The sequence below is a fragment of the Candidatus Avedoeria danica genome (assembly GCA_016703025.1).
Taxonomy (GTDB): Bacteria; Chloroflexota; Anaerolineae; order Epilineales; family Epilineaceae; genus Avedoeria; species Avedoeria danica.
Genome location: JADJCV010000004.1, coordinates 1,127,180 through 1,146,534 on the forward strand (window position 1 = coordinate 1,127,180; position 19,355 = coordinate 1,146,534).

Consider the following 19,355-nt stretch of genomic DNA (forward strand, 5'->3'; position numbering starts at 1 on the left):
AGCGGACGGCCACGTAAGCGACAGCGCGATCGGCATTGCGATCGACGTCGCGGTGAGCGCGGGCGATGGACGATCGCATAGGGCATGATCAAACCTGGTGCCTCAGACGCCCAGCCGCCGGATGATCTCCCGCGCTCCAACGTCGGCCCCATCCGTCGCCACATCGTTGGCGAAGCGGCGCGCTCGGTCCGCGACGGCCGGCGCGAGCGCGACGTCGAGCGCTGCGGCCAACGTCTCGGCGCTGAGCCCCATGCTGGCGGCCGAGGTGCCAATTGCGAGCTCGCAGACGCGGTGCGCCCAGTAGAACTGGTCGGAGAACATCGGCGTGATCACCTGCGCGGCGCCGGCGCGCGCCGCCGTCGTCGTCGTCCCCGCTCCGCCGTGGTGGACCACCGCGGCGACGCGCGGGAAGAGGGCCTGCTGGTTGACGTCGCCGACGGCGATGGCGTCGGGCGCCGCGTCGATCGGGTCGAAGTCCGCCCAGCCGCGCGACACGATCGCCCGGCGTCCGACCCGGCGGGCGGCGTCGAGAACCGTACGGCCCAGGCTCGGCGCCGCCGGCATGCTGCCGAACCCGAAGTAGATCGGTGGTTCGCCGCCCTCGAGGAACGCTCCAGCTCCGGCGACAGCGGGGCGGCATCCGCCAGGAGCCAGGCGCCCGTCTGGAGAACCGCCAGATCGGGGGCGTCCGGCGCCGGGCCGAGGGCCGGGTCGGCCGCAAGCAGCGGCCGCAGCCCGATGATGTGGCGCCGGGCATCGTCCACCGGCTGCAACCCGAGCGCCGCACGATTTTCGTTCATGCGGCCGAGGAAACGCTCGTTCCACGACCGCGCGTCGGCCTCCCAGCGCCGGGCGTTGTCCGCGCCGTCGCCCGGCAGCCAGACCTCGCCCGGCTGCGCGCCCGGCGGCAGGTCGGGCGAGGGGATGGACGTCGGCGCGTAGACGGCGTTCACGTACGCCGCGCCCACGCGCTCCGCGATCGAGCGGGCCGCGAACTGGTGCGCGCCGGCGCCCACGATCACATCGCAGCCCGGGGCGGCGAGCGCGAGCTGGGCGAACTGGTCGGCCACGAGGTCGCGGATCATGTCCTCGGGTCGCGGCGGAGGCGCGGGAGAATGCGCGGTCGGCGAACCGGCGGAACGGGCCGGCGCACGCATCTCCACACCGACGGGCGTGGCCTGGAAGCCGAGATCGGCGGCCCACGCGGTGAAGTTCGGTGGCACGGCCAGCCGCGGCTCGTGGCCGTGGGCACGCAGCGCTAGGGCCAGCGCCAGTACAGGTTGGACGTCGCCGCGGGTACCGACGGCTGAAACGAGTACGCGCACGTGGGTTCTGTCCTTTGTAGTCGTCCGGATCATGGAGCGAAACGGGGTCGGTCTGGGTCGCCTACCGTCATGGTCCCACAGCCGCGACCGAGCGCAGCGCAGCGTCGAGATCGACCCAAAGATCGTCCGCGTGCTCGATGCCGACGCTGAGTCGCAGGAGCGAGGGGGGCAGGTGTTCCTGTCCGGGAATCGCGGCCCGCCGTTCGATCGTCGATTCTACCGCGCCGAGGCTGGTGGCGTGGCGGATGAGTCGGACATGCCCGCAGACGGCATCGGCGGCCCGCGCGCCTCCATGCACGTCGAACGAGATGATCGTCCCGAACCCCTTGAGCACGCGCTTGGCGACGGCATGGGTCGGGTGCGAGGACAGGCCGGGGTAGCGGACGCGGGCGACCAGCGGGTGCATGTCGAGCCGCTCGGCGAGCGACATGGCCGTCTGCTGCGCCCGCTCCAACCGAAGCGCGAGGGTCCTGGCGCCGCGGACCGCCAGGAATGCCTCCAGCGTTCCCGGCGTGGCCCCGGTCAGCTCACGGGACTGCCGCAGGGCGTGCCACAGATCATCGTCCCGGGTCGTGGCGACACCCGCCAAGAGATCGGAGTGGCCGCCGATGAACTTTGTCGCCGATTGCAGGGACACCGTTGCCCCGTAGGCAAGCGGTTGCTGGTTCAGCGGCGTGGCGAAGGTGTTGTCCACGGCGACGATGTTCCCCGGCTTGCGCGGCGCGGCGCAGATGGCTTCGAGATCCGCGACGGCGAGCAGGGGGTTCGAGGGCGATTCGAGCCATACCAGATCCGCGACGCGGCAGGCGCCGGTCCAACCATCCGTGTCATCGACCGGAACGCGCTGGACGGACCAACGGCGCTTGTCCGCTCCGGCCGCCGCCAGACCGGCGATGCCCTGATAGCAGTCGTCCGGCAGCACGACAACGGCGCCCACCGCAAGTTGATCGAACACGGCGGCTGCGGCGGCCATGCCGGAGGCGAACGCCACGGCCCTGCCGGACTCGAGGCCGCCGATCACCGCCTCGAGCGCCTCCCAGGTGGGCGTACCGTCATCGCGCGCGTATGCGCGCCCGCTGCCCCCGCCGCCGATGATGAAGTTGGACGCGGGAACCAGCGGTACGTTGAGCGGAGCCCCGGGTGCGGAGTCCCGGCCGGCCGAGACAAGCCACGACTCTACGTGGATCTCAGGCGTTTGCTCATCCATGGTGCGGAGTCCCTGCATGCACGATCGGTTTCGACGCTCGATCTGACTCGATCTGACTCGATTTGACTCGATCCGCAGCGACTCAACCTTGCCGACGCACGATCTCGTTGATCCAGATCGGGGCAAAGGGTGAGGTGCAGCCCTTGGAAACGGGATAGTCCCGGTAGATCCCGAGCGCTTCGCCGATGGCGAGGGCGCGCGCGCGATGCTCGGGGTGGTGGATGCCGATGCCCGCCAGGCAGTAGTTCATCGTCCACTGCACTTCCGGCGCGGCGCCCGGCATCTCGGACTGGATGCGATCGAGCAGCGCCGGCAGGTCGAGCCCTTCGGGGGACTTGTCGATGCGCTGGTTGGTGAGGCTCCAGCCGGCGCGGGCCGCCCAGGGATCATCTGCGGCCATCCACTTCTGGCGCAGCGCCTCCTTGTCCGGGTGTTTGCTCACGACATAGTTGTTCAGCCAGTCCGCCAGCCACGCGTAGTCGGCGGACCGCACCAGCCAGTCCATGTCGTCGGCCGACAGGTCCTTCGGTTTCATCAGGAGGATGGCCAGGAGCCGGGCCTCGACGTTCCCGGTCTCCCAGAGCGCGAGGGCCAGCGCGTGGTCGGTCTTGATCTTCGCGGCCAGCTTTCGAATGTCGCCGAGCTGGACGCCGAACTGATTGTCGCCGGCGCCGCGCTTGGCGTTTTGTGCGCGCAGCTTCTCGGTGCCGAGGGACTCGAGGTGGGCGAGGGTGGCTTCGACGGAGTGGGTGGTCATGATGGCGTTCCATCCTTGCCCCAGCGCCAACGAGGCGGCTCGCCCTTGGCGAAGCAGATCGCCAGCAGCCCCCCGGACAGGATGAACGTGTAGATCGTGAAGCTCCAGACCTTACGGTCAGGCGGGAACAGTCGGGTGCCGGCGAGGAGGAGCGCTCCGAAACCAGCGAGGACTGCCCAGCCTTGCCATGCGCACGGCAGACCCCAGCCCCATCCGTACCGTTTGGCGGCAAACCAGTACTTTGTCGATTCGCTCACTCGTGTGACCTCCATGCCGCGCGTTCGGCGGCCGCGCGATCGCGATTGTCCCGGACCATGATGATGTCCGGCGTGGTCTCGGCGCCGGATGCGACGATAAACGTCCGAGTGCCGACCGGCTCGAACGCGTGGCGGTGGTAGAGGCGCTGGGTGCCTTCATTCTGCACCCAGACGTCCAGGGCGATCAACCGGGCGTTGGCGAGGATCGGATGTTCGAGGGCAGCCTGCATCAGAGCGGTGCCGATGCCTTGACGCTGGAAATCCGGATGGACGTAGAGGCGGCGGAGCTCGGCGTCGATGCGGGGTGGCACGGCGGTGAGTGCGGCGGGTGCGGCGGGTGCGGCGGGTGCGGTGCCGAACTGTGCGTAGCCGACGCGGCGGCCCGACAGGTCGGCGACGAAGGAAGTGTCGGTTTCGAGGATGCGGGCGAAGGCTTGCGGGAAGAGATATTGGTCGGCGTGCGCGCGGAGGTCTTCGGGGGAGAACGAGTGACCGAACGCATGACAGTACGTCTCAACGGCGCGGGCCGAGATGAGGTCGGCGTCGCGCAGATCGGCCGGGCATATGTTGGGCTCCATCGCTGGTTGCGACGCCTAACGCTGGCGCTCAGCCGCGCCTGAAAGCGGGAGCGCAGCGGGCGCTGCATGGCGTCGACTGCAGCGGCTTGTCATGCGGAGTCCTTCCCGAACATCGATCACCTAGCAATCTCGCGCCGTGGCTCAACCTACGATGGATCAACCCACTCCACACGACTGATTTTGCCACCTGATTTCCTAAGGTCTGCAATCTCACGCCAGGCTTCTTCTGTGAATAGCGGCATGCCTGTCATGATATAGTCATATGCGTCGAGTTCATTGACGAAACGTTGGGCGTTTTCTTCCACCGGTGCGCCGGGTGAGAAGAGACTCTCGTCGTAGTCCTTGCCCGCGAAGATCTGAAGATCTTCACGGTCCACAATCTCAGTTTCAGGCCCTTCGGCGCGTCGCACGACCTCCAGAAAACATACTCCAGGAGGCTGAACAATAGCAACCGAGACGATATCTGGTTTCAAGTAGCCCCGATACAGCTGGCGGAGCGCCTCGAGGATTTCAACACGCCTAATGAGATTCAGTGGATTAACTCGGCAGGCGCTCGCCTCTTCCTGAAGCGTTCTAATCGCTTCCTTGACCGGAAGTCGAAAAAACTCCCGATCATCAGACACTCTATACCCTGCGAGTCGCCGGTGAACCGCGCTCTCCACGGCGACGCAGTCTGTGACAAGCTCATCGTAAAGAACGATGAAATTAGTTGGAACACCCGTCGTTCGTAACTCGCGGGCTCGCTCCTCTGACGTGCGTTCGGTAAGCCCAATCTTAATCACATCTGGATAGGATGGATTCAGCAAGACGTACACAAAGCCGGTCGGCATTGGTCGCTCCACATGTCCTGTTTATGGCCCTATAGGCAATTCGCGCATGAACCTACAGTGCATCAATGGTCAGGGGAGGCGCAATTCTGAATGACGCCTCGCATCACCTGCCGGCGGAAGCGGTAAGAGCTCGCTGTAGCCGGCCAGGCACATTCGGAAGTTATGAGTCCTCTTCGTGTGTTTTTGACATGGCTTCATGCATTTGATGTACTGGAAAAAGCCAACGGTTGCGTCGACGACAGTGCCAGATAGTACGTTCGGCATCGCTCCTTGCCGCCGATCAACGGGAACCAGGCGAACCCAGCAGTCGAGTCGTCGACCGAACCGATCCAGTCGATTAGGTTTCCCATGAAATAGGACGGAGCCACTCCCTCTAAGTTGTATGCATGCCATACGGGCCCACGTTCGGGTGAGTTGACGTCTGCACCTCGCGACCAGAACCTCACGAAGTTGTCCTTTCCGGCTGAGACGCAGTTCACGGGACGCCTTGTTTGGGCATACGCGTCGCCTACACCCTCGAGGAGCATATGAGAGATATCCCGATCCCCATCGAAGATGAACAGTCCCGTCCAAACCGAGTCCCTCCCGGTCACATCCCGACAAATGTCCTCGACTCGTGTCAACTTGCGAAGGGCTTCAGCGATGGAGGTTCGCGTGCTAAGCGCGGTCTTAACCTCGATGACTGCACGGACAGCGTCAGGGGTGACAATCAGAAGGTCGCCATCTTTGAATAGCGTCGGCTTCGCCGCGTCCACTATGAGTACGTCAACTTGAGTGGAGCTTCCTGTAGGAGTCACAACAAAGCCTCGTCCAACGACCATCGACTGTGGAAGATGCCTCCTCAGGACGCTGCGAAGAGCTACCTCTTTCGACTCGCCATCAGTGGGCCAATGAGAAACGAGATTGCGGATCCTGTCCTTGAGCGAATAGAGCTCTTCGCTAACAGAGCGATGAAAGGCAGCGTAGTCAGGTTGCTGATCTGGCATCTTCGTCTCTCCACTCACACTTTTCGGCGATACGCGTCTTCATAACGCATGGCGCTCGGGATCAGCTGCGGCGCGCAGCGCCGTCAGCCGCATGCCGTTGTTAGACGGCCTTTCCTTTAGCACCCCGGAGTAGCTTCATGTATGAATTCTCCGATGCACGGTTGTCCCATGCACCCTTGATGAATTCGCGAAGACTTGGCATGTCCTTCTCGATCGTCGTTTGCCAAAGGTTCGGGCTGTACTCGAAGACACGCAGCATGTTGTCGACATCGAACAGCGGGCCAGTGCCCTGGGCCTTGATGAGCACGACGGGCTTGTCCTCAGCCATGCGTACGCCGAGCTCAAACATGACGTTAGGATTGTGCTCGGTAAGGTCGGCAATGACGAGGTCGGCTTCGATGAGATCATTGATGATTGTCGACTGAATCAGGTCGCTGCCCTGTCGATTCGCCGTCTTCACGGTGAACAGCGACTCCTTGGCGGCAGGCGTGATCAGACTCCGAAGGACTTCCGCAAAGAAACCCGAGGGATGCTTGGAATCGCGTTCGACGAAAGGCATGATCACAAACGCCGTGAGCTTCGAGGCTCCCATGGCTTCGGCGAGCGTCACAGTATCGGGCGTAATCGGACTTGGAGCGCCCTGCCCGTATTCAGCGCCTGAAGCGGGAATGCCCGACGTGATCCCGAGGTACTGACAGTTCTCGCGGAAGGTACGTGAGAACTCTTCGTGAGTTTCCGGCGCGAGTCCGAACTCCTTCTGGAGCACATTCCCGAGGTACTTCATCTCCGGAAGGTTGCTACCCTTGTAATACTCGAGCACGCGCTTGAAGACGTCGATCGCGAGAAAGGCGCGGACACTTAGTGCCCTCTCGGCCTCTGGGTCTGGTGCGTAGACCAGCTCTCTCCCGAGGTCGGTAAGCTCAATCTTCTCCGCAGCGTTCGTACCGACGGTCAGGCCATGATCTCTCGATGCAGTAGTAAGGTAAAAGAATGCGTTTCCCCCAGTGCCGGCTCCGATCGCTTTGCGAATCTCTTCCGGTTCCCACGGGTTCCCGCCGTTGTGTTCCTTGATCGCGTAAGCAATTCTGATTGCATCACCGAGCGTGGTTCGGGGGAACGGCCAACGCACTCTAGGCTTCGTCTCGGTTCTCGGCTTAAGAGTGGTCGTGCGCTTTTCTGCCACTGGATCCTCCGACTCTCGTTCGGCCTTCTGGTCCGCCTAACTACTCACTTTGCCATGCCCATCCCACCCATCGACAGCGCGGCGCACGTCATGACGACCCGCGCGCCGGCCCGATTGCCGCGCGCCGTATTCGTCGACAGGTCCGCCGATTCGCATGTCAGGATCCCTACCCAGACCGGCTGTGGCTGGTCACTTGCATGATAAGCCGGTCGGCACAAGCCCGTCAACGCCCCCGGCAACGCCGCGCCGGCCCTCGCACACCTTCTGCGTGCGACCCCGTTCAAATTGCTGTGTCTACCTACGCCCAAGCACCTCGCGCCGCTACGCCAGCGCCGCCGCCACGAGCGCCCGCACCGCGGGGCTCCCCGCGTCCTCAACCGAGCGCACCTTGACGTGTCTCACCTTCGCGCCGGTTCCCTGAAGAAGCCGGCGGGGTCCGGGAGACCGACGCCGTGCCAGAACCCGAGGTTCACGTACGCTGCCTACGGCATCACGTAGACAAGCGACTCGCTCATCTCCTTGGGGCCAATCCCGAACGGGGCGGCACGGTCCCCAAGGCGAACGACCTCCATGGCTTTCGGGAAGTCGTCGAGGATGACGGCGCGCAGCTTCCGCGCGATCGCCTCGACGCCGGCGGCGCTTCCGGGCGGCAACTCGCGCATCCGATCGTCGAAGGAGCCGAGTCGTGCAGTCGTGGCCATGATGCTTGATACCCTTGACCCGTACGTTTGCCTACGCCGCCGCGCCGACGTTCTCCAGGATCACCCTCGGATGGCGCGCCGCGATGCGTAGGAGGGCGATGGCCGGGCCATCTGGGTGCCGGCGGCCCTGTTCCCAGTTCCTGAGTGTGTGCACGCTGATCCCCATCGCGGCTGCAAACTGCTCCTGCGTCAGCCCGATGAACCGGCGCAGCGCCGTGACGTCAGCCCCGGACTCGACGTGACCCGCCATGAGCCTGCGGCGGCCGCTGGAGGGAATCGCACGTTGGAACTGCTCAGCGGTGAGTTCAGGGATGTCGATCATTGCTGACCTCCCAACGTCGTCGGGCGGATCTACCGGAGTCCGACGAGGAGCCGGTCGTAGTCCGCATGCGGCCCGATCCAGAAACAGATCAGATCATCTGCGCCTGGCGTTGGACCCGCGGCGGAAGGGTGGCGAACGCCTCCCGAAAGCGCCCGGTGGTGCGCGACCGCAACTATACCGAACCTCGCTAGAGTGTGTCGGGGTCGAGCAGCTGGGACCGACCCTGCCGGTGCTCGCTCAGCGCCTCGTCAGCCAGGCGCGCGAGCGCGGGCGCCGAGGCATGGAACTGCGCATCCCACTCTGCGTCGCCCGCAACCCCGGCGAGAATCGCCGCCGCCAACGCGTCCTGCTCGGCGTCGGACCACTCGGCGACAGCGCGGAGGGCTTCTTCGAGGAGCTTCGTCATGTTCGGAGTATAGCCAAACGTCGCGAACAGAGCCGTGAGCTCTGTTGGCCGTCGCCCCACGGACTCACACCAGCCTCGCCAGCAGCCGCTGGATCAGCCAGATGATGATGGGCAACAACAGCGTCGACGCAAAGCCTCTAAGCGTGCTCGACCGCCACGGCCAGGTCGAGATGCCCTCGATCAGTTGCCGTTCCTCGATCAATGCGCTCAAGGTCGTTCTGAGATTGCCGACGGCCTCGTGCTCACCGGCGTCGATGCGAGCGTGGATCTGCCCGATCGTGCGCTGAATTCGCGCGTTCGCTTCCCCGACGAGGCGCGCCTGCTCGGCACGCAGCCGGCCGCGCATGCCCAGCAGCGGGACCACGAACACGGTGACCGCCAACGCGCCCATGATCACCAAGGCCACCACGTTGAGGAAATTGATGTCCGATCCTTCGACCAGCCGGTTGTACGTGATGAAGGCGATGAGCCCGATGCCCGTCCGCGAGGTCAGACCGGACAAGGCCTGCGCCGGTCCGAGCTGGAATAGGTTGATATCGGTCGCCCGTGCGTGTAGGTCGTTCACCAGCCTCAGTTGCCGGATGCACTGGAGCGCCAAGGCGAACATGCAGCCGAAGCCAAGGGGGCTTTGGACGAGCAGACTGATCGCCGGCCACGGCGAGTGTGCGCCGGCAACCCCGAACGATTCCGGGTTGGCCCGGAGGCTCACCGTCTCGAGACCGAGTCCGAGCAAGACCGCCAACACGCCGAGCCACCGAGGCAGGTTCGTCAACCGGTATTCCAGGGTTCGCGACTCCGCCTTTGGTGCGTCCAAGACGGGCTCGAACTGTCGGAAGCTGCGCCGGGCCGCCGAGTTGAGGTAGTGGTAGAGGGCGAGGAAGAACACGCCGTAGCCACCGTCTGCCACCCGCAGCCTGACGAACGTTCCTGCCGGCTGCGACCCGTCGATCCACATCACCGCGTTGCTCCAGAGCGCGAGCAGGGCAGCGAGCAGGACATAGAACAACCACGCCGGCGCCGGGCCGTAGTCGATCCACCGGATCAGTAAGTCGATCCAGCTGCGCGGATACGGCCGGTCCGCGATCGGCAGGTCCGGGACGACGGGATCGACAGCGGCGCTGGTCATGTTCGTGGCGATCCCTGTACTCCGTCGGCGGCCATGGCCACAAGTTCGGTCAGTCGACAATCACAAAGTCGATGGACGGATATGGCCCGGTCCGAAACAGTGGTGGTGACCCAACCCCGCAGCGAATCCGGACCATGCAATCAGACGATAGCACGACCGGCGTGTCGGAAGGCAGGCGTCGCTCTGCGAGCCACCGGCCAGCGGCTCCTGGACCACCTCGAAGTGCCCGCTCGACCTCGATCACACGCTCTGCCGAGGGCCGCTTGACGCCATCAGCTGATCGAGGTTACGACAATGGACCTATTTAATACGGATGGCGTCGCGGGCGCCGGCGTTTCGGGTCGGTCCGAGCAATACGAAAGAAACGCGATTCGGTTCTTGAAGAAACGCGGGTCCGTTCTTGAAGAAACGCCGGCCCGTTCTTCAAGAACCGAGGCGCGTTTCTTCAAGAAACCGCGGACGAGGCCGAAAGAGGCGCTATCCGGACTGTCAAGGCCGTCCGCCGATCACGTCGGGCGCTTGCCGGCGGGCGCTCGCCGGCGGGCGCTGGACCGCGATCCGCGCGATCCGCGCGCTCCGCGCCACCCCAGCGTCGGGTAAACGACGGTCACGCGACGGTCAAACCCCTTCCATGCGGCCATCGCACCCCGTACCCTGTCCGCACGCCCGCACCGTTCGCGGGCGTAACACGGAACAGGAGAACACATTCCCATGGCAAGCTGGATTGAGGCGATCAGCGCCTACCGCCCGCGGGTCTCGAACCTGCCGACGCTCGACCTCGATGCCCTGGCCGAACGCCTCGCCACCGGCACGCTGCTCACGCCGCGCGTCGCCCGGATGGTCCTCGAGGAGCTCGGCCACGAGATCGGACAGCAGCTTCGCACGGGCCACCGTGTGAAGCTGCCGGGCATCGGCACATTCGGCCCGCGGATTCGACTGGACGGGACGATGCGCGCCACGCTGCGCCTCGCCCCGGAGCTGCGCGACGCGGTGACGGACGTCGGTACGTTCCTCGGCGGTGTCACCGGCCGGGAGAGCGTCGGGCTCGACCTCATCGCCCTCAAGGAGCGCTGGGACGCCGAGCACCCGGACGACCCGCTCGAGCTGCCGACGAACTACCGGAGCCGGGCCAAGCGCACGGCGGCGTGAGCCGGCGCGCGGACGTAGTGCGGCACCATGACCGGCCACGAGGGCGTCGCCCACGAGGGATCGACGTCCTCGTGGTCGGCGGGCAGCCTCTCAACCAGGGACAACGTGTGGTCATCGCGGGACAAGGTCTAGCGGCCGTCGGGCTGTTTGGAGTATGCGGGGCGGTCTCAAGTGGTCAGCGCAACAAATACGGCCAAAATGGCGATTCTTCTCTTGGCCGATGCCCAGCCTCACGACGGACCAGCTGTGGCCAGCGCCCACACCGTCGCCACCACGAGCACCAACGCACCCGCGGGCAACACCCAGCCTACCCGCACCCGCCCGCGCCACAGCGCCCAGATCCCGGCCGCCGGCGCCGCGATTCCGAGCACGATGCTCCCGACGTGTGCGACGTCCGTCAGCGGCGCACCGGTTGGGCATGGCGGCAGGCAGTACATGATCGCGAGGCCGTTGATCAGCACCGTCCACCCGAGCCCCAGGATCACCGCACTCGCCACCCCGCCGCCTACGCCGCGCGCACCCGCCGCCAGTGAGACGACCCACCAGACCTGAATGAGGGGTATCAGCAGCACCACCGCCCCGACCGCCGGCGCGAGGGTGCCCTGCATCGGAAATAGCCCGACGCCGAAGTCCAGGAGAATATGCATCATGCTGACAGCCATCGCTGCCAGGCTGAGCCAGAACCACAGCGGTAGCCGCCACGTCTGGCCCGACCAGGCCAAGTCATTGCTCTCCATAGTGCCCTCCATTTGGCTGCGCCACACCCGCCAAGTGTTTTTCAATGCGCTGGGACACTTGGCATACGTTGTCCCAGGCGCGGCCTGATCCCTAGCCGGCTCAGTTTGCGCTCCGTTCGCGACGATGTGTCATTCTTCGCTTCCCGGTCGAGTGTTGCAAGGACCGCTTGAGACCGCCCAAGGAGTCACCAGATGCCCCGGTACCTGATCTCGTTCGACGACGGTTCGATGGCCCACATCCCGGACGGGGACTGGCCTGAGGTGGGCCGGGCCTCGCACGCGGTGGTCCAGGAAGCCAAGGACGCCGGCGTCTGGATCTTCGGCGGCGGCGTCGAGCGCCAGCAGGCGACCATCGTCGGTACCGACGGGGCCATCACTGACGGCCCGGTCCCGGAAACGAAGGCGGTCGTCGGGGGGTTCGCGATCATCGAGGTGCCGTCGCGGGCCGAGGCGCTGGACTGGGCTGCGCGCATCGCCCGCGGCTGCCGCTGCGCGCAGGAGGTTCGGGAGATCATGTACGACCCGGATTCCTGAGAGCAGGCGGCGTAGCGGCATCTACCCACGAGCAGGGCGCCGCTTGAGCGCAGCGTCTACCCGCGCCCAAGCACCGCGCGCCGCTCCTGAAGCGCCGCCGCGACGAGCGCGCGCACCGCAGGACGCCCCGCGTCCTCGACCGAGCGCACCTTGACGTGTCGCAACTTCGCTCCGGTCCCCTCGAGAAGTCCGGCGGGGTCCGCGAGACCCACGCCGTGCCAAAACCCGAGGTTCACGTACGTTGCCTGCGGCATCACGTAGACATGGGACTCGCTCATCTTCTTGGTGCCGACCCCGAACGAGGCGGCTCGGTCACCCAGACGAACGACCTCGATGGCTTCCGGGAAGTCGTCGAGGATGACGGCGCGCAGCTTCCGGGCGATGGGCTCGACGGCTGGGGCGGTGCCGGGCGGCAGCTCGCGCATCAGGTCGTCGAAGGAGCCGAGGCGTGCAGATGTGGCCAAAGTGCGACCTCCAGCGACGCCTGACCGTGAACGGTCAGGCTCGTTCATGACGAAGCCCCTGCCGGGGCTGGCGCAGAGCTGTTCTCCCGCATCCGGGAGCCGGCGGCTGATCGCGGCGCGGGCCGGTCAGGGCGTCGCGACCATCGGTGTCGCCGTCGGCGCCGGCACCTCGACCTGGCTCACCGGCGCCAGGGTCAGCCGCAGGCGCACGGAGGGTGCGAGGGTCTCCGCCAGGCGCGCGTGGAGCACCGCCGCGACGGCCGCCGCGTCCGGGAGCGTGCTGCCCTCCCCGGTCGCCCAGGCCTCGACCACGATGCGTTCGGCGCCCTCGCGCCGCCAGCTGCGGATGATCACGGGGGCGACCCCCCCTTCGGAGAGGTCGGCCACGCCGGCGTCCAGCGCCGCCTGGATCTGCTGCGCGGATCGAACCTCGGCCGACACCCGGGTGGTCGCCCAGCCCAGCACCGCGACCAGGACGACCAACAGCAGCGCCGCCAGGCGCGCCCCGTGCCGGAGCAGCGCACGCTCCCGCGTGGCCTCGCTCGTCGGCCCGAGGCCCAGGAGCAGGAAGACGAGCCCGCCGGCGGCCACAATGGCCACGTAGTTGGTGGCGAACAGCAGCAGCGCACCGAGCGCCGCGTCCGTCCTGCCGATGGCCAGGCACAGCCCGGCCGTGGCCAGCGGCGGGACCAGGGCGACGGCGATGGCCACGCCGGGCAGGCTGGCGCTGACGCGCTCGCGACAGAGCGCCCACGCGCCCGCCGCGCCGCTGGCCAGGGCAATGGCCAGATCCAGGAAACCGGGCCGCGTCCGGGCGAGCATCTCGGGCGTCAGCTCGCCGCCGCCGATCGCCAGACCGATGAGCAGGCTGACGATCACGGCCAGGGCCATCCCGCGCGCGCTGGCCGAAATCCCGTCGGCGAGCAGGCGCGGCTGACCTTCGACGATGCCCAGCGCCACCGCGATGATGGCGCTCATGAGGGGCGCCACGAGCATGGCGCCGATGATGACGGCCGGGCTGCTCTGGACCAGCCCGAGGGCGGCGATGCCCGCCGACAGCCCGATCATCACGAAGTAGTCCTTGTTGGGCCGCGTCGCGTCCCCGATCACGGCCTGGATGGACGTCTGCTGTGCCGGCGTGATCTTGGGGAGGTGGTCGTAGAGCAGCGACCAGACGCGCTGGAGCACGTACCGGAAGCCGGGCGCGCGGGGCCTCAACACCAGCACGGGGACCTCGGCGCGCTGCGCCACCTCGAGCTGCGTCCCGCCGAACAGTTGCCGCTTGATCACCGTCTCGGCCGCGGCGGCCATCACCACGGCATCGAATCCGCCCTCGCCGAGCACCGCCTGCACGCCCTCGGCCCGACTGGTCGCCGCCACCACCCGCACCGCCGCCGCGCCGAGCCCCGCGTCCTCCAAGACACGACGCGCGCGGTGCTCGGCGGACAGCGCGGCCCCACGTGGCGCGTCGGGCGGCACGACGGTCAGCACCGCAACGCCCGCGCCGCTGGGATCGCCCGCGAGCGCGACGGCGTGATCGAGCGCGACACGGTCGTCGCGTCCGGACCCGAGCAGCACCAGCGGGCGGCGCAGCGGGACGCGCGGCGCCGGTCCTCCGACGATCAGGACATCGGCCGGCGGGAACTGGAGCACGGCGCCCAGCGAGGCCGGCAGCACCGCCAGCTCCGCGGCCTCCCCGTCCGTTCGCGCGTCCGCCTGCGCCGTCGTGATCGCGTCGCGGGCCTCGGCGGCGCGCGCGAGCGCGTGCGCCTCGGCGCGGGTCCAGCCCATGACCATCAGCCCGGCCCGCTGGTGGCGGGCCTCGCGGCGCAGCGCGGCGCCGACATCGCTTGCCGCCCGAACCACCCAGCCGGCCGCGATGCCCTCCGCCTCCAGCCGGGCCAGCGCTTGCCCAAGCGCCGGGAGCGCCTGGGGGAGCGCCTCGGGTGGCGACTCGGCGGCGACCGCGGCATCGGGCGCGACGACGGTCACCACCACCACATCGTGCGTCGGCCCCGCCGGGCTGCCGGCGCCGGCCAGCCGCGCGGTGACCCGCGCCAGGTCGCTGGCCGTGCTGGCGCGCACGACGGACAACAGGATGCGCGGGCGCCCGTGCTCGCCTGGCGCGGACGACCCGATCACCACACCGTCGGCGTCGGCCGCCATACGGCGCTCGAAGGCTGCCACCCAGGGCGCCTGCGCCGCGCGCAGCCGCAGGCGCAACGCGCGGGCGCGGACGCGCGCCCGACGTGCGAGGGAGCTCCCGGGCTTCATCGCACGCTCGCGGGAGTCGCATGCTGGAACTGCTCGGCGGTGCGTTCAGGCGCCTCGGTCATGGCTGGCCTCCGCGGCAAGCGTATCGTGCTCGCGGCGTCCGGTCGAATCGATTGTCGGACAGTGCAAACACGCCGCTACGCCCGTCAGCCATCGAACACCGACCAACAGATCTCGTTTCTGAGCCGCTGATCCTCCAAGACGAGTTCGCGAATCGCATCGGGCAGCTGTTCGCGCTGCCACCGGCATTCGAGCCGGCCGGCGCTCTCCCCCTCACCATCAGAGGCGGCCGCACGCGCAGCCTTGATCGCGTAGGCCGCTGCCCCGAGCTCGTGTGCGGCGACATGCGCCACCGCCGCGGCCTGGCCGGCGGCATACGCGGCGTGGCGAGCGGCTCCGCTCAGCTCTCGCGCTGCAGCGTTGGCATGGCCAGCCGCCGCGCGGGCCTCTGACATCGTGATCTCGCCGCGCACCCATGCCCGAGCCTGCTCGATCGCCTGGCGCGGCCGCGGGTCCGAGGGCTGCACCGACTCGAAGAGGTGCAGAACGTGCTCGGCGCACGCGGCCGCCCACAGAGCCAGGAGCCGATGGTCCGCATCCGTGAGCGTCCCGCCGCGGCGGAGGGTGATGAAGCGGGGGTCGCGGACCTTGGGGAGGATCACGGTTGCAGGCGTGTCAACGCCCGCGCTCGCGCGTCGCACGCAATTGCGCTGATCCGCTCCTCGGGGGACGAGCTCGATCGCCCCGGGTCCAGCACGGGGCGAATCCTCATGTCGGCACCGGGTCCAAGCGAAGCGAGGCTCCGAAGACGAGAACTTTGAGCGTGGGCTCCAATCGTGATGTCACCATCGCTCGTCCTTCAGCTGTTCTTGAAGATCTGGAAGCCGTCTTCCACCGGGATCGTCGACCCGTTGATGGCCGATGCCCCTTCGGTGAAGAGGAAGGCCACCACGCTCGCCACCCGCTCCGGCTCGATCAGCTTGCCGTGAAGGTGCTGCTTCGCGAGCATCTCCTTCATCGCGGCATCGTTGCCGAGGATCGGCGTGTTGATGAACCCTGGCGCCACCGCGACCACCCGGATACCGTGTGGGGCGAGCTCCAGCGCAGCCGAGCGCGTCATCATGATCACGGCCGCCTTCGCCGCGTTGTAGTTGAAGCTCCCGAGCGCCGCGGTCGTCCCGTAGATCGACGCCGTGTTCACGAACGTGCCCTTCGTTCCGAGCGCGACCATCTTCTTCGCCGCGTAGTACATGCCGTAGTACACGCTGTGCTGATCGACCTCGATGACCCTGTGGTAGGTCGCCGGGTCCATCTCGAGGAAAGGCTTCAGCAGGCCGATGCCGGCGTTGTTGAAGATGCCGTTCAGCGTGCCCAGCTTCTCGACCGCGAAGTCGACCATCGCCTCGACCTCGGCAGCCTTCGAGACGTCGACCTTGAACGGGAAGGCCCTGACACCCATTTGCGTCAGTTCGGCGGCAACCTCGGTCGCACCGGCGATATTGAAGTCGGCGACGATGACGTTCGCGCCCTCCGCGGCGAGCGCGAGGGCGGCTTGGTGGCCGATGCCGCTTGCGCCGCCGGTGACGATGATCGACTGGTCCTTGAGCTTCATGATCTCCTCCTTGAGGCAGTGCCTCGGTTGGAACTTCGCGATTACTTCGGCGGGCAGACGACCCCCGAACACCTACAGCGTCACTGGCCGCGAACCGCGTACCGCAACACGACCACACCGTTGCCGAACCCACGCTGCTCGATGCGCTCCAAGTCCATCCGCACGCCGTCCGGAAGGAACCGCTTGCCGCCGCCCAACACCACGGGGCTGACGATCATCTGAAGCTCGTCGACAAGACCGCTTCGTAGCGCATGCGCGGCGAGTTCAGGGCCGTTGACCGTGATGTCATGCGGGCTGTCCGCCTTGAGGCGCCGGACCGCGTCGGCATCGAACGCCCGCTCGATCCGCGTCCGCGCGCCCTGCGGCTCGGCGAGGGTCCTGGAGTAGACGACCTTCTCGGCCGCCAGCCACTGCCGCGCCCAATCGTAAAAGACCGGCGGTTCGTCCGGGACCGTGAGCGCGGTCTCCCAGTAGACCATCATCTCGTACATCCTGCGCCCGTAGAGGTAGGTGCCAACCGACGACGCGAGGTCGTTGATGTAGCCATGCACGTCTTCGTCGGGCTCGCCCCAGCCGAGGTCGCCGTGCTCGTCCTCGACGTAGCCGTCCAGCGACGTGATCATGCCGTAGATCAACTTGGCCATGCGTCATCTCCCGCCTGCGCCGCCGAGCGGTCCGAGTTGTCGCCGCTTGAGACGGTCGACGGATCAGTGGCCAGTTTAGCATCGCCCAACTATCATCGCGGCCATGACCGAACACGCCGTGGTGATCGCCGGAGGCGGCCCGACGGGCCTGATGTTGGCGGCCGAGTTGGCGCTGGCGGGCGTCGACGTCGCCGTCGTCGAGCGGCGCGCCAGCCAGGACCTGCCCGGCTCGCGCGCCGGCGGTCTGAGCGCACGCACCCTCGAGGTCTTCGATCAGCGCGGCATCGCCGATCGGTTCCTGGCGGAGGGGCAGATCGCCCAGGTCACGGCCTTCGCCCCGGTGCGCCTGGACATCAGCGACTTCCCGACCCGGCACAACTACGGGCTCGCCCTCTGGCAGAACCACATCGAGCGCATCCTGGCCGGCTGGGTCGATGAGCTGCCGGTGACGTTCTATCGCGGGCGTGATGTGACCGGCTTTGCGCAGGACGACACCGGCGTCGACGTCGCGGTGTCCGACGCCCCGTCGCTGCGGGCGCAGTATCTCGTCGGGTGCGACGGTGGCCGCAGCCTCATCCGCAAAGCCGCCGGCATCGAGTTCCCCGGCTGGGATCCGACGATGAGCGCGCTGCTCGCCGAGGTCGAGATGACCGAGGAGCCGGAGCTGGGCATGCGCCCCACCGCCTCCGGCATGCATTCCCTGGGCAAGGTGGACTACGAGATCCGTGACGGCGAGGTGATCTACAAGAAGGGCGGGACGGTCCGGGTCATGGTGACCGAATCGCACGTCGGCTCGACGAGCGAACCCACCCTGCGCGATCTCAGCGAGGGCCTCATCGCCGTATACGGCACCGACTACGGCATCCACAGCCCCACCTGGATCACCCGGTTCACCGACATGACCCGGCAGGCCGCGGCCTACCGCAAAGGGCGAGTCCTGCTGGCCGGCGACGCGGCGCACGTGCATTCCCCGGTGGGCGGGCAGGGCCTGAACACCGGTGTGCAGGATGCCGTGAACCTGGGCTGGAAGCTGGCCCAGGTGGTCAAGGGGACAGCGCCGGAAAGCCTGCTGGACACCTACCACACCGAGCGCCACCCGATCGCCGCCCGCGTGCTGCGCAACACGATGGCCCAGGTCGCGCTCATGCGCCCCGACGACCGCATCGAGGCGCTCCGCGACTCCGTGACCGAGCTGCTCAGCATGGACGAGCCCCGCAAACGCTTCGCCGCGATGATGTCCGGCCTGGACATCCGCTACGACCTCGGCGAGGGGCACCCGCTGCTCGGGCGCCGCATGCCCGACCTCGACGTGGTCACCGCCGACGGTCCACGGCGGGTGTTCACGCTGCTGCACGCCGCCCGGCCGGTGCTTCTCAACTTCGGCGCGCCCGGCGGCTTCGATATAACGATCACGCCGTGGGCGGATCGGGTGAGGATGGTCGATGGCACGTATGGGGGTGCGTGGGAGCTGCCGGCGATTGGGGCGGTGGCGGCGCCCACGGGCGTGTTGGTGCGGCCGGACGGGTATGTGGCTTGGGTGGGAGAGGGGGAACAGGTGGGGCTCGCGGACGCGCTGACGACCTGGTTCGGGCCGCCTGCTGCGGCGTAGCAGAGCGGGCATAGAGCGGAGTAATCCGGCTGCTCGCCGTCCGACAGCGCTCACAGCACCTCGACCGGCACCTCCGAACACCGCGACAGCGCCCTGTCGCCAGTCAAGAACGCGGCCGCCCCGACCTCCACGGCCGTGGCGTAGTGGAGGGCGTCGGGCGTCTTGAGGTTGTATTTCGAACGGAGGTCGGTGGCCCGCTCGACGACCGCCGCGCTCACCTCGACCACGGCGAGCTCGACGTCGGCGAAGAACACGTCGCATCCAGGTAGATCAGCGGTCACCCCATTCGTCGCGGTCGGCACGCACTTGGGCCAGGATATCGTCACCGCTCCGCAGGACGGACGCGGTCCCGAAGGCATCGGCAACTGACCCGCCCGGCCGGGGTGCCTCCGGGGTGATGACCAGTTCCGCCGCCCCCTCGGCGTCGGGCAGCGGGCCGTCCGGAATGAATGCCCGGCCGGTGTACCGTCCACGAATGACCAGCGTCTGGCTCATCGCATCCCCTCCCCGATCGGCCCGATTGCTGCGCGCCGCGTTCATCGTCGGATCCGCCGAATACCATTCTCGGATCCCCGATCCCGGATCAGACCAGCTGGGGCTAGTGACGCGCATGTTAGGCCGGTCGGCTTAAGAGCGTCAACCTCCGACCGCGAA

At 67.3% G+C, this 19,355-nt stretch carries 21 protein-coding genes and 1 pseudogene; 3 read left to right on the forward strand and 19 right to left on the reverse strand.

The annotated features are described in order from the left end of the window. Positions 1-102 precede the first annotated feature (102 nt). The 11 genes and pseudogenes from IPG72_07935 to IPG72_07985 form a co-directional block, all read right to left on the reverse strand. Positions 103-1,325, reverse strand: a pseudogene (locus IPG72_07935) (glycosyltransferase family 1 protein). Between the two features lie 67 nt (positions 1,326-1,392). Then, a complete protein-coding gene (locus tag IPG72_07940; protein MBK6768923.1) occupies positions 1,393-2,532 on the reverse strand; it encodes a PLP-dependent transferase in 1,140 nt (379 codons plus the stop codon). An 82-nt stretch (positions 2,533-2,614) separates the two neighbouring features. After that, complete coding sequence (locus tag IPG72_07945; GenBank protein MBK6768924.1) at positions 2,615-3,289, reverse strand: DNA alkylation repair protein; 675 nt, start codon at positions 3,287-3,289, stop codon at positions 2,615-2,617. Then, positions 3,286-3,561 carry a hypothetical protein gene (locus IPG72_07950; GenBank protein MBK6768925.1) on the reverse strand — a complete coding sequence of 92 codons (276 nt, stop codon included), beginning with the start codon at positions 3,559-3,561 and terminating at the stop codon, positions 3,286-3,288. Before IPG72_07950 ends, IPG72_07945 begins: the two co-directional genes overlap by 4 nt. Further along, a complete protein-coding gene (locus tag IPG72_07955) occupies positions 3,543-4,124 on the reverse strand; it encodes a GNAT family N-acetyltransferase (protein ID MBK6768926.1) in 582 nt (193 codons plus the stop codon). The genes IPG72_07950 and IPG72_07955 overlap by 19 nt, the downstream gene beginning before the upstream one ends. A gap of 146 nt (positions 4,125-4,270) precedes the next feature. Then, complete coding sequence (locus IPG72_07960) at positions 4,271-4,954, reverse strand: GIY-YIG nuclease family protein (protein ID MBK6768927.1); 684 nt, start codon at positions 4,952-4,954, stop codon at positions 4,271-4,273. 1,086 nt (positions 4,955-6,040) lie between these two features. Next, complete coding sequence (locus tag IPG72_07965; GenBank protein ID MBK6768928.1) at positions 6,041-6,532, reverse strand: hypothetical protein; 492 nt, start codon at positions 6,530-6,532, stop codon at positions 6,041-6,043. A gap of 1,073 nt (positions 6,533-7,605) precedes the next feature. Continuing rightward, complete coding sequence (locus IPG72_07970) at positions 7,606-7,824, reverse strand: hypothetical protein (GenBank protein MBK6768929.1); 219 nt, start codon at positions 7,822-7,824, stop codon at positions 7,606-7,608. 31 nt (positions 7,825-7,855) lie between these two features. Beyond that, on the reverse strand, positions 7,856-8,146 hold the full coding sequence (locus tag IPG72_07975; GenBank protein MBK6768930.1) for a helix-turn-helix domain-containing protein: 291 nt from the start codon (positions 8,144-8,146) through the stop codon (positions 7,856-7,858). Between the two features lie 187 nt (positions 8,147-8,333). Further along, on the reverse strand, positions 8,334-8,552 hold the full coding sequence (locus IPG72_07980; GenBank protein ID MBK6768931.1) for a hypothetical protein: 219 nt from the start codon (positions 8,550-8,552) through the stop codon (positions 8,334-8,336). Positions 8,553-8,616: 64 nt separating this feature from the next. Continuing rightward, positions 8,617-9,678: a hypothetical protein gene (locus IPG72_07985; GenBank protein MBK6768932.1), complete on the reverse strand. Its 1,062-nt coding sequence runs from the start codon at positions 9,676-9,678 to the stop codon at positions 8,617-8,619. 711 nt (positions 9,679-10,389) lie between these two features. Here IPG72_07985 and IPG72_07990 point away from each other — a divergent pair. After that, positions 10,390-10,827: an HU family DNA-binding protein gene (locus IPG72_07990; protein ID MBK6768933.1), complete on the forward strand. Its 438-nt coding sequence runs from the start codon at positions 10,390-10,392 to the stop codon at positions 10,825-10,827. A gap of 230 nt (positions 10,828-11,057) precedes the next feature. On the opposite strand, the gene IPG72_07995 is transcribed toward IPG72_07990, so the two are convergent. Next, on the reverse strand, positions 11,058-11,564 hold the full coding sequence (locus IPG72_07995) for a hypothetical protein (GenBank protein MBK6768934.1): 507 nt from the start codon (positions 11,562-11,564) through the stop codon (positions 11,058-11,060). A gap of 192 nt (positions 11,565-11,756) precedes the next feature. On the opposite strand from IPG72_07995, the gene IPG72_08000 reads away from it, so the two are divergent. Beyond that, a complete protein-coding gene (locus tag IPG72_08000; GenBank protein ID MBK6768935.1) occupies positions 11,757-12,098 on the forward strand; it encodes a hypothetical protein in 342 nt (113 codons plus the stop codon). 56 nt (positions 12,099-12,154) lie between these two features. On the opposite strand, the gene IPG72_08005 is transcribed toward IPG72_08000, so the two are convergent. The 5 genes from IPG72_08005 to IPG72_08025 form a co-directional block, all read right to left on the reverse strand. After that, positions 12,155-12,562 carry a DUF1801 domain-containing protein gene (locus IPG72_08005; protein ID MBK6768936.1) on the reverse strand — a complete coding sequence of 136 codons (408 nt, stop codon included), beginning with the start codon at positions 12,560-12,562 and terminating at the stop codon, positions 12,155-12,157. Between the two features lie 126 nt (positions 12,563-12,688). Next, positions 12,689-14,836: a DUF389 domain-containing protein gene (locus IPG72_08010; protein MBK6768937.1), complete on the reverse strand. Its 2,148-nt coding sequence runs from the start codon at positions 14,834-14,836 to the stop codon at positions 12,689-12,691. Positions 14,837-14,982: 146 nt separating this feature from the next. Further along, positions 14,983-15,498, reverse strand: coding sequence for a hypothetical protein (locus tag IPG72_08015; protein MBK6768938.1), 516 nt, complete (start codon positions 15,496-15,498; stop codon positions 14,983-14,985). Between the two features lie 197 nt (positions 15,499-15,695). Beyond that, positions 15,696-16,448 (reverse strand): SDR family oxidoreductase, encoded by a 753-nt coding sequence (locus tag IPG72_08020; protein ID MBK6768939.1) that lies wholly within the window; start codon positions 16,446-16,448, stop codon positions 15,696-15,698. 80 nt (positions 16,449-16,528) lie between these two features. After that, positions 16,529-17,092 carry a dihydrofolate reductase family protein gene (locus IPG72_08025; protein MBK6768940.1) on the reverse strand — a complete coding sequence of 188 codons (564 nt, stop codon included), beginning with the start codon at positions 17,090-17,092 and terminating at the stop codon, positions 16,529-16,531. A 103-nt stretch (positions 17,093-17,195) separates the two neighbouring features. Here IPG72_08025 and IPG72_08030 point away from each other — a divergent pair, with 103 nt between their 5' ends. Further along, a complete protein-coding gene (locus tag IPG72_08030) occupies positions 17,196-18,701 on the forward strand; it encodes an FAD-dependent monooxygenase (protein MBK6768941.1) in 1,506 nt (501 codons plus the stop codon). 50 nt (positions 18,702-18,751) lie between these two features. Here IPG72_08030 and IPG72_08035 read toward each other — a convergent pair whose 3' ends face one another. Together IPG72_08035 and IPG72_08040 are read right to left on the reverse strand one after the other, a co-directional pair. Further along, a complete protein-coding gene (locus IPG72_08035; protein ID MBK6768942.1) occupies positions 18,752-18,955 on the reverse strand; it encodes a PIN domain-containing protein in 204 nt (67 codons plus the stop codon). A 16-nt stretch (positions 18,956-18,971) separates the two neighbouring features. Further along, positions 18,972-19,241 (reverse strand): hypothetical protein, encoded by a 270-nt coding sequence (locus IPG72_08040; protein MBK6768943.1) that lies wholly within the window; start codon positions 19,239-19,241, stop codon positions 18,972-18,974. Positions 19,242-19,355: the final 114 nt, after the last annotated feature.